This is a genomic window from Cupriavidus sp. 01L415, assembly GCF_056400065.1.
On record NZ_JBFTSP010000001.1, the window covers coordinates 972719 to 986525 of the forward strand.

Genomic DNA, 13807 nt, shown 5'->3' on the forward strand with positions numbered 1-13807 from the left:
ATTTAACCACAACTCTTTTGGACGAACGATGAGCAATTCCACTATCCACACGCTCGGCATCGTCGGCACGGGCGCCATGGGCCGCGGCATCGCCCAAATCGCCGCACAGGCCGGCCTGACCGTCAACCTGTTCGACACCAATCCCCAGGCCGTCGCTGCCGCCCGCCAGTATCTGCAGGATACCTTTGCGAAGCTGGCCGACAAGGGCAAGATCAGCGCCGCCGACAGCGAAGCCGCACTGGCCCGCGTCAAGCCGAGCAACGCGCTGGAAGACCTGGCCGGCTGCGACATGGTGCTGGAAGCCATCGTGGAAAAGCTCGAGGTCAAGCGCGACCTCGTCGCCAAACTGGAAGCCATCCTGCGTGAAGACGCGATCATCGCGTCGAACACCTCGTCACTGTCAATCACGGCCATTGCCGTCGGCGCGAAGAAGCCCGGCCGCGTGGTCGGCTATCACTTCTTCAACCCGGTGCCGCTGATGAAGGTCGTGGAAGTGATCGACGGCCTGTCCGGCGATCCGGCCGTGGGCGACGCGCTGGTGGAGCTCTCGCGCCGCATGGGCCACACGCCGGTGCGCTGCAAGGACATGCCGGGCTTCATCGTCAACCATGCCGGCCGCGGCATGAATATCGAAGGCCTGAAGATTGCGCAGGAAGGCGTGGCCGAATTCGTCGATATCGACAACATCATGCGCGAGCAGGCCGGCTTCCGCATGGGGCCGTTCGAGCTGATGGACCTGACCGGGCTGGACGTGTCGCACCCGGTGATGGAATCGATCTACAACCAGTTCTACCAGGAAGCGCGCTACCGCCCGTCGCCGATCACCGCCACGCGCTACGTCGGCGGGCTGCTCGGCCGCAAGACCGGTGCGGGCTTCTATGCCTACCCGGACGGCCAGAAGCAGGTGCCGGCGGCCAAGCCGGTGCCCGATGCGCGCCCGGCCAGCGTCTGGGTGAGCCGCGCCAATGAACGCGGCCATGCGATGACCGTGAAGCTGTTGACCGCGCTGGGCATCACGCCCGAGGCCGGCAACGCGCCGTCAACCGAGGCGCTGATCGTGGTCACCCCGCTGGGACTCGATGCCACCACGACCGCGTTGCAGGAAGGCCTCGACGCGCGCCGCGTGATCGCCATCGACACGCTGCTGCCGTTTGAAGCCACCAAGCGCCGCACGCTGATGACCACGCCGGCCACCAGCGCCGCCACGCGCGATGCCGCACACGGCCTGTTCGCCAGCGATGGCGTGCCCGTGACCGTGATTCGCGATTCCGCCGGCTTTGTCGCGCAGCGCATCGTCTGCTGCATCGTCAACATCGCCAGCGATATCGCCCAGCAACGCATTGCCACGCCGACCGACATCGACCTCGCCGTGAACCTGGGCCTGGGCTATCCCAAGGGCCCGCTGGCGCTGGGCGATGCGATCGGCCCGGATTTGATTCTCCAAGTGCTGACCAACCTCGACCGCCTGACCGGCGACATGCGCTACCGCCCGAGCCCGTGGCTGTGGCGCCGTGCCAGCCTGGGGCTGTCGCTGCTGACCGAAGAAGCCTGAATGCGGGCGCCCCGAAGAGACACGGGGCGCCTTTTTTTGCACCCCAATGAGACACGGGGCGCCTTCATCTCGCCCCGCCGCACATCAAGAGGCTGCCATGACTGCCCAGTTGCTTTCCGAACGCGTCGACGCGACGCTCGTCCTGACCATCTCCAACCCCGAGGCGCGCAACGCGCTGCATCCGGACATCTATGCCGCATCGCAGGAGGCCTTGGAAGTTGCCGCGCGCGACGACGCGATCCGCGCGGTGGTGCTGACCGGCGCCGATGGCGTGTTCTGTGCCGGCGGCAACCTCAACCGGCTGCTCGGCAATCGCTCGCAGCCGCCTTCGGTGCAGGCGGAAAGCATCGAAACGCTCAATCAATGGATCGAGACGCTGCACGCGTTTCCCAAGCCGATCATCGCCGCCGTGGAAGGGCCCGCCGCGGGCGCCGGCTTTTCGCTGGTGCTGGCGTGCGACTTCGTGGTCGCGGCCAGCGATGCGAAGTTCGTCATGGCCTACGTCAAGGTGGGCCTGACGCCTGACGGTGGCGGCTCCTATGAGCTGGCGCGCATGCTGCCGCGTCAGTTGGCCAGCGAGATGATGATGGAAGGCAAGCCGGTGGACCCGGCGCGGCTCGCGCATTTCGGCATCGTCAACCGCGTGGTGCCGCCGGGCCAGGCGCTGACCGAAGCGCTGCGCATTGCCGAGAACCTCTCCAGGGAATCGCCCAATGCGCTCCGCGGCATCAAGGCGCTGATCAACCATGCGGGCAGCGCCACGCTGACCGGGCACCTGGCCGCCGAACGCGACAGCTTTGTGTCCGCGCTGCACCACAAGGACGCCGGCGAAGGCATCGGCGCGTTCCTGGAGAAGCGCAAGCCGAACTATCGCTGAAGGTATCGCTGAACGGCCCCCGCCGCCCCTCATAAAAAGATAAATCGGATAGACATTCGGAGACAGCATGAGCACCAACGTTTCGCACTTTGAAGGCACCCGCCCCGTGGCCGACCAGCAGCGCTTCGACCTGGGCGCGCTGGAGGCCTGGATGCGCCAGCACGTGAAGGGCTTTGCCGGCCCGCTGACCATCGAACAGTTCAAGGGCGGCCAGTCCAACCCCACGTTCAAGCTGATCACGACGGGCCAGACCTACGTGATGCGCGCCAAGCCGGGGCCGAAGGCGAAGTTGCTGCCGTCCGCGCATGCCATCGAGCGCGAGTACCGCGTGATGGCCGCCCTGGCCAATACCGATGTGCCCGTGGCACGGATGTATGCGCTGTGCGAGGACGAATCGGTGATCGGCCGCGCCTTCTACATCATGGAGTTCGTCAGCGGCCGCGTCCTGTGGGACCAGTCGCTGCCGGACATGACTCCGAGCGAGCGCAGTGCGATCTATGACGAGATGAACCGCGTCATCGCCGCGCTGCACAGCGTCGACTACAAGGCCATCGGGCTGGCCGACTATGGCAAGCCCGGCAACTACTTCCAGCGCCAGATCGAGCGCTGGAGCAAGCAATACAAGCTGTCCGAAACCGAATCGATCCCCGCGATGGACCAGCTGATGGCCTGGCTGCCCGAGCATATTCCGCAGGAGTCCGAGGAGCGCACCTGCATCGTCCACGGCGACTACCGGCTCGATAATCTGATGTTCCACCCCACGGAACCCAGGGTTCTGGCCGTGCTGGACTGGGAACTGTCCACGCTGGGCCATCCGATGGCGGATTTCGGCTATCACTGCATGAGCTGGCATATCCAGCCGGGCCAGTTCCGCGGCATCGCCGGACTGGACCACAAGGCGCTGGGCATTCCCGACGAGGCCGCCTACCGCCGCATGTACGAGCAGCGCACGGGCCGCCCGATCACGGGCGACTGGAACTTCTACCTGGCCTTCAGCATGTTCCGCATTGCCGGCATCCTGCAGGGCATCATGAAGCGGGTTGTCGATGGCACCGCATCATCGGCGCAGGCACTGGATGCCGGCAAGCGCGCCCGTCCGATGGCCGAGATGGGTTGGACCTACGCACAGAAGTCGGGCGCCTGAGGCCACGGCGGTTCCACAGCCCGGGGCGCGTCGCCCCCTGTCACCTTGATCGCCGGGTCGCCCCGGGTCGTCCAACCCGGTTGCCCCACCCACGCCGCCCCGCCTTCTCCGGCCGGGCGGCGTTTTCATGTGGCGTTTGCCCCATGTCATCAGACAACCGAGACGATTTGTGCGTACCAATCCGTTGGCCGGACGGTGGCTTTGTCTCGACATTTCCGCGCCGTTTCTCCGTAGTTTCTCCGTATATACCCGATGGACCGCAGGCCAAAACGGTACTACACTCACGCCACGTTGTACGACGACTGATGATAAGCATTACTGGAGACACAGCATGACCACACGCCGCCAATTCCTCGGCCAGGCATCGGGCCTCGCCGCCCTGGGCACCCTCGGCACCTCTGGCATCCTCGCGCCGACTTCGGCCTGGGCCAACGAGAAATGGCCGACCCGCCCGATCCGCCTGGTGGTGCCCTACCCTGCCGGCGGCTCCTCGGACATCATCGCCCGCCTGATCAGCAAGCCGCTCGGCGAGGCGCTGGGCCAGTCCATCGTGGTAGATAACCGTCCGGGCGCCAATGGCAATATCGGCGCGGCCATGGTGGCGCAGGCCGGCGTCGACAACCACACGCTGCTGCTTTGCGATGTGGGCGCGCTGGCCATCAGCCCTTCGGTCTACACCAAACTGACGTTCAGCCCGGACAAGGATCTCAAGGGTGTGGCGATGCTGGCTTACTCGCCGCACCTGCTGGTCGTGCATCCCTCGGTGCCGGCCAACAACCTCAAGGAACTGGTCGCGTTGTCGCACAAGCAGACGCTGAACTTTGCCGTGACGGCCATCGGCAGCGCACCGCATCTGGCCGGCGTGGCAGTGCAGCAGGCCACCCAGGCGGCTTGGCAATACGTGCCCTACAAGGGCGGCGCGCAGGCGATTGCCGATACCGTCGGCGGCACCGCGCAAGTGTTGATGAACGGCATGCTCGCCACCCTGCCGCAAGTGCAGTCGGGCAAGCTCAAGCTGCTGGCCGTGTCCAAGCGCTCGCGCATGGCGCTGGTCAGCCAGACGCCGACCATCGCCGAAAGCGGCGTGCCGAATTTCGAATCGGGCACGTGGCAAGGCGTGATGGCCCCCTCGGGCATGCCCGACGCGCTGGTCCAGCGCATCAACGCCGAACTGGTGCGCATCATCCGCACGCCCGAGATCCGCGCGCAACTCGCCGGCCAGGGCGCCGAGGTGGTGACGATGTCGCCATCCGAAACCAACAAGTGGTTCAGCACCGAAGAAAAGCGCTGGGCCCAGGTAGTGAAAACGTCCGGGGTCAAGCTGGACGCATAAGAGAACGTTTCAAAGAGCAGGCCACAGGGACGTTGTTGGCGGCTCCAGGCCGACAACAACAGGCAGTACTGAAACGGGCGCGAAATTCGCGCCCGTTTTTTTGCCTTTTGAAGCTTCGCCTTGCCGTGCGCTTACTCGCCCAGCGCCACGCCTTCGCGACGCGGATCGGCACCGCCAGCCCAGACAGGACGCCCGCTAGGTCCCGTCTTGCGCATGATGGCCTGCGTGCCGCTGGTCATTTCGATCTCGGCAACCTGATGGCCACGCTGACGCAGCGCTTCCGCCAGTTGCGGCGTCACGAGCCCCTTCTCCAGCTCCGTCGGACCATTGCGGCTGCCAAAGTTGGCCATGCCCACGGCTTGCTGCACGTCCATGTCCCAGTCCAGCAAGCCCACGAGTGTCTTGGACACATACTCGATGATCTGCGAGCCGCCCGGCGATCCCAGCGCCGCCACCAGCTTGCCGCTCTGGCGGTCGAACACCAGCGTCGGCGCCATCGTCGAACGCGGCCGCTTGCCGGCCTGCACACGGTTGGCCACCGGCTTGCCGTTCTCGGACGGGGTGAACGAGAAATCGGTGAGCTCGTTATTGAGCATGAAGCCCCGGACCATGATGTGCGAGCCGAAATACGACTCGATCGTCGTCGTCATCGACAGCGCCCCGCCGCGATCGTCCACCGCGACGATCTGCGACGTGGAAATACGCGGCGGCGAGCGGTCCGGCGCAAACGCCACCTTCATGCCCGGCGGCGTGCCCGGCTGCGCCTTGCCCATGCTCTTGTCGCCGATCAGGCCGGCGCGCTCCGTCAGGTAGTCGCGGTTGACCATCGCGGCAACGTCCACGGGCACGAAATCCGGATCGGCCACATACAGGCCCCGGTCCGCATACGCCAGGCGGTCCGCCTCGGCGATAGCATGCACCGCAAGCGGGTCGGCCTCCATGCCGGCCGGCGTGTTCACGGCGCGCGGCTTCAGGCTGGCCAGCGCGTAACGCGGATCACGCTTCTCCAGCGCTTCCAGCGCGCCCAGTATCTGGGCGATGGCGATGCCGCCCGAGGACGGCGGCGGCATGCCGCACACCTTCCAACTCTTGTAGTCCGTGCAGACCGGCACACGCTCCCTGGCCTTGTAACCGGTCAGGTCCGCCGTGGAAAGACTGCCCGGATTGGGATGACTGTTCACCTTGGCCACGATTTCCCGGGCGATCGGGCCGCTATACAACGCATTTGGGCCCTGCTTCGCGATGTCGCGCAGCGTTTGCGCAAGCTGCGGGTTCTTGATCATCGTGCCGACCGGCTTGGCCTTGCCCTCCGCATCCAGGAAGTAGGCGGACATTTCCGGCGACCCACCCATGAACTTGTCGGCCGCCACCTGCGTGTAGAGCCGCTGGGACATCGGGAAGCCGTTCTCGGCCAGCGTGATGGCTCGCTGGAACAGCCGCGCCCAGGGCAGGCGGCCGTGCTGGCGGTGTGCCATCTCCAGCGCGCGCAGCACACCAGGCACGCCCACCGAGCGGCCACCAATCTGGCCCTCGGAAAACTCCATCGGCTTGCCGTCGGGACGCATGAACAGGTTCTCGGTGGCGCCGGCGGGTGCCGTTTCGCGGCCATCAAAGGCCTGCACGCGCTTGCCGTCCCAGTACATGATGAACGCGCCGCCGCCAATGCCCGTGGCCTGGGGCTCCACGAGCGTCAGCACGGCCTGCATGGCCACGGCGGCATCGATGGCCGAACCGCCCGCGCGCAGGATCTCGCGCCCGGCCTCCGTGGCCAGCGGATTCGCCGCCGCGGCCATGTGCTTCTGCGCGAACGTGGTGGTCATGCCCGGGCGATAGCCCGAGGAAACCTCCGGCGCGGCAGGCAGCGCCGCAGGAGCGGCAGCGGGGGCAGCAGCAGCCGGCGCGCCCGCACCCTTGTCGGTGGTGCCACAGGCCGCCAGCAGCGCGGCCAGGGCGACCGCCAGAGTGCCTCGCCATAGCAGCGTCGACGTTGCCGTCCGGAGGGGATTCCCGCGTGGATCGTGTAACGAATCGAGGAGCGGATTGGGGGGGGTTCCTGCCTGGGTCACTGCCACTGCGTCAGCCATGCCATTTCTCCTGGGGGGAAAGCTTCGGGCGATTGTAGCGGCGATCGATTCCCACGGGACCACGAACATTGTGAAAACGGCACATACGCGGCACCACACAAAAATATCTACCCGTCTTTAACCCCTCTGCGGATCGTGCCTCGTTTTATCTCCTGACCCACCTGCGGGACAGTCGCAGCGCTGCCATCGAGGAGAAAAAACAATGCATCCGAAGTTCGCCTTGCCGGCGCTCGCCGCCACGATTGCACTCACCCTGGCCGCATGCGGCGGCGGTGTGCCAGTCACCCCGCCAGCCACCCCGCCAGACCAAAGGCCGGACAGCGCGACGGACACCGGGCCCAACACCAGGCCCGACATCAGGCCCAACAACACGCCGGGCAGCGCGCCGCTGCTGCCGGTGCCCAGGCCCACGCCACCATATATGCTGCATCCGCCGGCGGATGCCTCCGGCCAGACCTCCCCCGGAGCACCGCCTTCGGGTCCACTGGCGGCCCAGGCACGGAAGGACGCCGCGACGCGTACCCGCGAGCCCGCCCGGGCGCCGATGGCCGATTCTCGCGCCATGGCGCCATCCGCCATGCGGGTCATGCCGGCACCGTCCTATCTGCCCGCCCCGGCCCTGCAGGATCGCGAACGCTACGGCGCCATCGAGGAAACGGCGTGCGACAGGTGGCACAGGCGCCGGTCTCCACGTTCAGCATCGACGTGGATACCGGCAGCTACAGCAACGTCCGCCGCATGCTCAACGCCGGCCGCCTGCCCCCGGCCGACGCCGTACGCGTGGAGGAATTGGTCAACTACTTCCCCTACGACTACGCGCCGCCCACCGACGGGCGTCCGTTCGCCGTCCACGCCGCGCTGGCGCCGGCACCGTGGCAGCCGGACAACGTGCTGCTGCGCATCGGCATCAAGGGTGAGGACGTGGCGCGCGCCAGCCTGCCGCGAGCCAACCTGGTGTTCCTCGTGGACGTCTCGGGATCGATGCATTCGCCGGACAAGCTGCCGCTGCTGAAGTCGTCGCTCAAGCTGCTGGTCGGCGCACTGCGCCCGCAGGACCGCATCACGCTGGTGACCTACGCGGGCACCACGCGTGTGGCGCTGCCGCCCACGCCGGGCAGCGAGAAAACTGCGATTTCCGCGGCGATCGACCAGTTGATGGCCGGTGGCAGCACCGCAGGCGCCAGCGGCATCGCGCTGGCCTATCAGGCCGCGCAGCAGAGCTATATCCCCGGCGGCATCAACCGGGTGCTGCTGGCCACGGACGGCGATTTCAACGTGGGCATCACCGACTTTCGCCAGCTCAAGAGCCTGGTCGAGGAAAAGCGCAAGTCGGGCGTGTCGCTGTCCACACTGGGCTTTGGCACCGGCAACTACAACGACCAGCTGATGGAACAACTGGCCGACGCCGGCGATGGCGCTTATTCGTACATCGATAACCTGATGGAAGGCAACAAGGTGCTGGTCAGCGAGATGAGCGCCGCGCTCGCGACCATTGCGCGCGACGTGAAGATCCAGGTGGAATTCAACCCCGCCACGGTGCGCGAGTACCGGCTGATCGGCTATGAGAACCGCCTGCTGGCGCGCGAGGATTTCAACAATGACAAGGTCGATGCGGGCGACATCGGCGCGGGGCATACGGTGACTGCGCTGTATGAGCTGACGCTGACGAATCGGCCGGGCCTGATCGACGATCTGCGATACCAGCCGGCCGCTTCGGCGAAAGCTGCGCAGGACCGGGCCGGTGAACTCGCCCACATCAAGCTGCGCTACAAGCAGCCGACGGCCAGCGCAAGCCAGTTGATGGACGTCGTCGTCAACGCGCAGGCCATCCGTCCACTGGCGCAGGGCGATGCGGATTTCCGCTTCGCGGCCGCCGTGAGCGGCTTCGGCCAGGTGCTGCGTGGTGGCAAGTTCACCGGCCAGTGGCGTTACGACGATGTGCACACGCTGGCGCAGGCGGCACGCGGCGCAGACCGCTTCGGCTATCGCGGCGAATTCCTCAAGCTCGTGGCGCTGGCGCAGTCGCTGTCCACCTCGGCGGCCACCACTGGCGCCACCGGCAGCAAAGAAGCGCCGCCGCGCGCCGCACGCTGACGCGATCGCTCTATACTCGTCCGCATGGCGCACCCTACTCCCCTCGCCTCCCGCCCCGCCCCCGACATGACGGCGATGCCCGACGCCGATCTGATGCTGCTGGTCGCGCGCGGGATTATCGAGGCGCCCATCGCCGAACTGTTCCGCCGCCACAATGCCGGGCTCTACAACTACATCGCGTGGCTGTGTCGTGGCGATGCCGCCGAGGCGGAGGATATCGCCCAGAAGACCTGGATCCAGCTGATGACGCGCTGCGGCGACTACACGCCCAGCGCGACATTCCGCACCTTCCTGTTCCAGATTGCGCGCAATGCGTGGCTCGACCTGGTACGCGGCGCGCATGCGCGCCTGCAGGAATCGCTGGAGGACAGCGAGTTGGCCATCCCCGCCGATGACCTGACCCCGGAGGCCGAGGCGCAGTTGCGGGAGCACATGGCGAGTGTCCGCCAGGCGCTGCTGCGCTTGCCCGTGGCGCAACGCGAGGTGGTGGTGCTGCGCTTCTTCAGCGAGATGAGCGTGGAAGACATCGGCCAGATGCTCGGCGAGAAATTCGAGACCGTGAAGAGCCGCCTGCGGTATGCGTTTGCGCGATTACGTAGCGAGCTGGCTGACGGGACCAGCGTCAGGGGCGGACCGGCGCAGGAGTCGCGGCTATGACGACGTCCGATATGCACAATGCGTCGGACCGCTTTATCGCGGGCGAGGACAGGTTGTCCGCGCTGCTACGCGACGTGCCGCCATTCGAAGCGCCCGGGACGCTCGCCGTGGCCGTCGCCACCGCGGCGCGTGCGGTCCAGGCGCGCATGGCGGCAGAGGCCGAGCAGGCGCCATCGACACAACCTGCCGATGCCTCGGACCTGTCGACGATAACCTTCACGCCCTCGCCGACGCTTGCCGCCAGCGTGCTGCAAGAGGCCGCGCGACTTCAGGCGGCACAAGCCACGCGACGCGATACAGTACTCGATCAGGTCAACCAGGGGATGACCGTGGCTGAGGTGCTGGGCGCACCGGTGAACGAGGCCACGCAGGCATGGTTGCAATCAGAGGCCGCCACGGCGCAGGCATCGACTGGCAACGCAGCCAGGGCGACCAGGGAAACCCGGGCATCGACACATCGAGCCACCAACGCCGGACGGTGGTGGCAAGCGTTTGCTGTCGCGGGCAGCGCATTGGCCGTAGCCGGACTGGCGACACAGATCGTGTTGATGCAGTTGAATGACGGGACGCCGACGACGGCGTCGTTATCGTCAACGGTGGCACTCTCTGAGGCACCTGTTCCCGCCGCCCCCTCTCCTGCGGCATCGTCCGCGACGCCCCCTGTGCCATCCGCCACACCTTCCTTCACGGCGGTCCCAGCTCCCGGGGCTTCCGGGGCTTCCCCGACTTCCCCGACTTCCGCGACTTCCACGGCTTCCCCGCCATCCCCGACACCCTCGCCCGATCAGGCCGGCATCGCCGTCACCGCCGCACGCGCACCCGCACCGCAATCGGCGACACCCGACGCGCAGCCGGACGGGGCACTGGCTCCTTCGCGCGAAGCGGCGCGACGGCCCGCCTCGCCCGCACCGCTCGCGCGCAAGGACGCCACGCCCGATGCGCGTGCGCGGACATTGGAATCGGCACCAGCCGCCGACCTCGCTCCGCCGCGCGAATCCACCCCTGCGATGCTGGTGGAACAAGCGGCCCGCCCCGCCCCGCCACCGGTGGCATTCGCCGCACCAGCACCAGCACCAGCACCAGCACCAGCACCAGCACCAGCACCAGCACCAGCGTATTCAGGAATTCCTGCGCCAGCAGTGGCGCCCGCACCGAAGGCCTCGATGCACGCGCAGGCCGACGCCACGGCAGGCGGTGCGGAGGCCGTGTCGCGCAGCACATTGCAGGGCGCTGCACGTCCGAAGCAGGCGGCATCGACGGTGTCGATCGAGGAAGATCCGGCTGCCGTGGCGGTGCAATGGCGGCCGGGCAAGACGCTGCGCATCTGGAGCGCCGAGCCGGAAAACGACGCGGTACGGGATTGGGTGGCGCGCCTGTGGGCGGCCATGCCCGCCGAGTCGCGGCCGGCGGCGCCCTACACCGTGCAGCGCGACAGCGCGCTGGCGCGGGGGCAATTGCGGATCGAGCGGGAAGAATGACAAACGGCGCGTCCAGGCGCGCCGTTTGTCGTGGTCTGCTGCAGCGTTGCAGCAATTGAAGCGATTGAAGCGATAGCGCGATTGCAGCGCCGAGGGCCTTTACAACGTGGTGAACGACCAGTTCAGGTTCACGCCTTGACCGTTCAGCGTGCCGCTCACGGTCACGCTGTAGCGCATCTTGCTGGCCAGCGGCGCCGTCGGCGTGCAGATCGCCAGGCCGCGTGCGGCGCTGGACATGCCCGACGTACGCGCATCCACCTTCTCGCAGGCGATGTTGTTGCCTTGCGCATCGGTAATCGTGAACGTGTCCGCATTGAAGGCCAGCGACGTGTTGATGGCCTGCACGGTCACCGGGTAGCCCATCGTCTTGCCGGCATAGGCCGGTGCCGGATTCGGGCTTTCGTTGTTGACCCAGCTCGTCGGTACGTCCGGCTGGCCGCTGTACGGGTACGCCACCATCTGGTTGTCTGCTCCGCCCTTGCTGGCGTCCGCGAGATCGATGGTCTGGTAGTAGCTGGCCGTGGTGCCGCCGCTGCTGCCCGGGCCCACGCTCTCGGCAAACCCGCTGCCCGCCGAGCCGTAGCTGCCCAGCAGCGCGGCACGGTGGAACGGCGCATTCACGAGATCCACCACCAGCGCATCCTTCGGCGACATCGACAGATTGGCGCCCGCGACCGTGGTCCACTTGTTGGCACCCGCGACGACCTCGGCCGTGGCATTGGTCGGATACGCGGCCTGGATGCGGTCATTGGGCGTAGCGCCCGTGTAGCCAGGCTTGCCCGATTGCTCATCGTGCGTCAGCAACTGGTTGGCCAACATATAGGCGGTGTGGCTCTGCGCAACCGTGCCGAGCGCATCGCGCGCGGTCAGCGGCGGCAGGCCCACCTGCTCACGGCGGAAGTTGGCGTAGCAGAGGCCGGCGCTGCGCGCGTCGTCCAGCACGCGATAGCCGGTGACGCCCGCGGCACGCGCGGGCAGCAGGCTGACGGCGCCCGTGACCGGTGCCGGCGCACTGCCGGACACGGTGTAGCAGGCGCGCTCGGCACCGGCGGGGATCGGTGCGGTGGCCGAGCTGCTGGGGCTCGTGGGGCTCGCGGCCTGCGCCGATGCACTGGCGGCGGTGGATGCACCGCCGCCAGAATCGCCACCGCCACCACAGGCGGCCAGCGCCAGCGCGGTGCAGGTCATCGCGGCCAGTGCGATCGGCCGGAACAGGTCGCTCGTGCTCTTCGAAGCTGAAATCGTGGAATTCGTGGGGATCGTGGAGATCGGGGCGTCAGTACGCGAGTATTTCCCTGGCATCGGAATGCGGCTCTGTTGTCGTGGATGGAGGGGATGCACCCGTAGACCCCACCGGCGCATTGGCCAGGGGCGACGCACGCGCTGCTGCGCGTTTGTGTGAAGCGTCGGGAGCAGATGGAACGGGACGATGTTAGGGAGCCCGCCACCCATCGTCCAGCCCGCTAACAATGGCTTACGTGTGACCCGCGCGCGCTGCACGGGCCGCCGGCAAACGGCGTCAGGCCGTGTCCGCCGTCACATCCGTCATGCCGTTGCCGAGGGACGTCATCACGGCCATCAGCTGCTCGCGCAGCCAGCGGTTGGCGCCATCGTTCTCGCCGCCCGCGTGCCAATACAGGTGCAGCTCCAGCGACGGCACCTTGAATGGCAACGACAGCAGGCGATTGGCGTAGGGCTCGTTGGCGATGCGCGCGTAGCGTAGCGGCAGCGTGGCCAGCAGGTCCGTGCAGCTCACCACGCGACAGGCCGCGGCGTAGTGCTGGCAGCGCAGCCGCACGCGGCGCGTCAGACCCATGCGATGCAGCGCCTGGTCCTCCAGCCCCGCCCCGCGGCGGCGCGAGGACACATGCAGGTGCTCGGCCGCCAGGTAGCGTTCGAGCGTGAGTTCCTTCTTGACGAGCGGATGATCGCGCCGCGCCAGCACCACCATCGGGTCGGACATGAACGCTGCATGGTGGATGGCCGGAGAAACCGGCAGCAGGATGTCGATGGCGGCATCGAGCGTGCCGGCCAGCAACTCCGACTCCATCTCCCGCCGGTCAAAGCGGATCGCGGCGATTTCCACATGCGGCGCCATGGCCGTCACACGCGCCATCAGCGGCGGCAGCAGCGTGGATTCGAGCGCATCGCGCATGCCGATGGTGAAACGTCGCGTGGTGGCGGTGGGGTCGAAGTGCGGCGTATCCTGCAGCGTGCGCGCGAACGATTGCAGCGCGCCGCGAACCTCGCTCGCCAGCGATCGAGCCAGCGGCGTGGGCGCCATGCCCTGGCCGCGCCGTTCGAACAGCGGATCGTCGAACAGCGTGCGCAACCGTCCGAGCGCATGGCTGACGGCGGGCTGCGTCAGGTTGAGCTGACGTGCCGCGGCGGTGATGCTGCCCTCGCTGTAGATGGCGTCAAACACCACGAAGAGGTTGAGGTCGATCCGGGATAGCTGCATGCCGGGCATTCTGGCACGGAATGCAGGACATTGATACTGGCAAATCCAGAAAATTCATTTTTCTTATTACCTGGCTTCCGCTAGAGTAGCCACCAGTCGGCACACCGTGCCCCGCCTTTTCCGCCGG

Annotated in this window: 9 protein-coding genes and 1 pseudogene; 7 read left to right on the forward strand and 3 right to left on the reverse strand. The window is 67.1% G+C overall.

Annotated features, from left to right (window positions below):
• The first annotated feature begins 28 nt into the window (after nt 1-28).
• The 4 genes from AC1DOX_RS04500 to AC1DOX_RS04515 all read left to right on the forward strand — a co-directional run bounded on the left by AC1DOX_RS04500 (nt 29) and on the right by AC1DOX_RS04515 (nt 4906).
• Complete coding sequence (locus tag AC1DOX_RS04500; RefSeq protein WP_441615394.1) at nt 29-1552, forward strand: 3-hydroxyacyl-CoA dehydrogenase; 1524 nt, start codon at nt 29-31, stop codon at nt 1550-1552.
• A 97-nt stretch (nt 1553-1649) separates the two neighbouring features.
• Complete coding sequence (locus tag AC1DOX_RS04505; RefSeq protein ID WP_092138761.1) at nt 1650-2429, forward strand: oxepin-CoA hydrolase, alternative type; 780 nt, start codon at nt 1650-1652, stop codon at nt 2427-2429.
• Nucleotides 2430-2496: 67 nt separating this feature from the next.
• Nucleotides 2497-3573, forward strand: a complete 1077-nt coding sequence (locus AC1DOX_RS04510; protein ID WP_441615396.1) for a phosphotransferase — start codon at nt 2497-2499, stop codon at nt 3571-3573.
• A 331-nt stretch (nt 3574-3904) separates the two neighbouring features.
• Entirely contained in the window at nt 3905-4906 is a 1002-nt protein-coding gene (locus AC1DOX_RS04515) for a Bug family tripartite tricarboxylate transporter substrate binding protein (protein ID WP_092138763.1), read from the forward strand.
• 131 nt (nt 4907-5037) lie between these two features.
• Here AC1DOX_RS04515 and AC1DOX_RS04520 read toward each other — a convergent pair whose 3' ends face one another.
• Entirely contained in the window at nt 5038-6990 is a 1953-nt protein-coding gene (locus tag AC1DOX_RS04520; RefSeq protein ID WP_441615398.1) for a gamma-glutamyltransferase family protein, read from the reverse strand.
• A gap of 202 nt (nt 6991-7192) precedes the next feature.
• On the opposite strand from AC1DOX_RS04520, the pseudogene AC1DOX_RS04525 reads away from it, so the two are divergent.
• The 3 genes and pseudogenes from AC1DOX_RS04525 to AC1DOX_RS04535 all read left to right on the forward strand — a co-directional run bounded on the left by AC1DOX_RS04525 (nt 7193) and on the right by AC1DOX_RS04535 (nt 11219).
• Nucleotides 7193-9084 (forward strand): annotated as a pseudogene (locus tag AC1DOX_RS04525) (vWA domain-containing protein).
• Between the two features lie 75 nt (nt 9085-9159).
• A complete protein-coding gene (locus tag AC1DOX_RS04530) occupies nt 9160-9741 on the forward strand; it encodes a sigma-70 family RNA polymerase sigma factor (protein WP_441615400.1) in 582 nt (193 codons plus the stop codon).
• Nucleotides 9738-11219 (forward strand): hypothetical protein, encoded by a 1482-nt coding sequence (locus tag AC1DOX_RS04535; protein ID WP_477113989.1) that lies wholly within the window; start codon nt 9738-9740, stop codon nt 11217-11219. Before AC1DOX_RS04530 ends, AC1DOX_RS04535 begins: the two co-directional genes overlap by 4 nt.
• A 99-nt stretch (nt 11220-11318) precedes the next feature.
• Here AC1DOX_RS04535 and AC1DOX_RS04540 read toward each other — a convergent pair whose 3' ends face one another.
• Nucleotides 11319-12407, reverse strand: coding sequence for a CAP domain-containing protein (locus AC1DOX_RS04540; protein WP_441615646.1), 1089 nt, complete (start codon nt 12405-12407; stop codon nt 11319-11321).
• 331 nt (nt 12408-12738) lie between these two features.
• Complete coding sequence (locus AC1DOX_RS04545; RefSeq protein ID WP_092139158.1) at nt 12739-13680, reverse strand: LysR family transcriptional regulator; 942 nt, start codon at nt 13678-13680, stop codon at nt 12739-12741.
• Nucleotides 13681-13807 lie beyond the last annotated feature (127 nt).

Excerpts from the sequence above, each read along its gene's own strand:
- AC1DOX_RS04545 (WP_092139158.1), bottom strand. The coding sequence starts at position 13,680 with ATGCAGCTATCCCGGATCGACCTCAACCTCTTCGTGGTGTTTGACGCC.
- AC1DOX_RS04515 (WP_092138763.1), top strand. The coding sequence starts at position 3,905 with ATGACCACACGCCGCCAATTCCTCGGCCAGGCATCGGGCCTCGCCGCC.
- AC1DOX_RS04535 (WP_477113989.1), top strand. The coding sequence starts at position 9,738 with ATGACGACGTCCGATATGCACAATGCGTCGGACCGCTTTATCGCGGGC.
- AC1DOX_RS04505 (WP_092138761.1), top strand. The coding sequence starts at position 1,650 with ATGACTGCCCAGTTGCTTTCCGAACGCGTCGACGCGACGCTCGTCCTG.
- AC1DOX_RS04500 (WP_441615394.1), top strand. The coding sequence starts at position 29 with ATGAGCAATTCCACTATCCACACGCTCGGCATCGTCGGCACGGGCGCC.
- AC1DOX_RS04530 (WP_441615400.1), top strand. The coding sequence starts at position 9,160 with ATGCCCGACGCCGATCTGATGCTGCTGGTCGCGCGCGGGATTATCGAG.
- AC1DOX_RS04520 (WP_441615398.1), bottom strand. The coding sequence starts at position 6,990 with ATGGCTGACGCAGTGGCAGTGACCCAGGCAGGAACCCCCCCCAATCCG.
- AC1DOX_RS04540 (WP_441615646.1), bottom strand. The coding sequence starts at position 12,407 with ATGACCTGCACCGCGCTGGCGCTGGCCGCCTGTGGTGGCGGTGGCGAT.
- AC1DOX_RS04510 (WP_441615396.1), top strand. The coding sequence starts at position 2,497 with ATGAGCACCAACGTTTCGCACTTTGAAGGCACCCGCCCCGTGGCCGAC.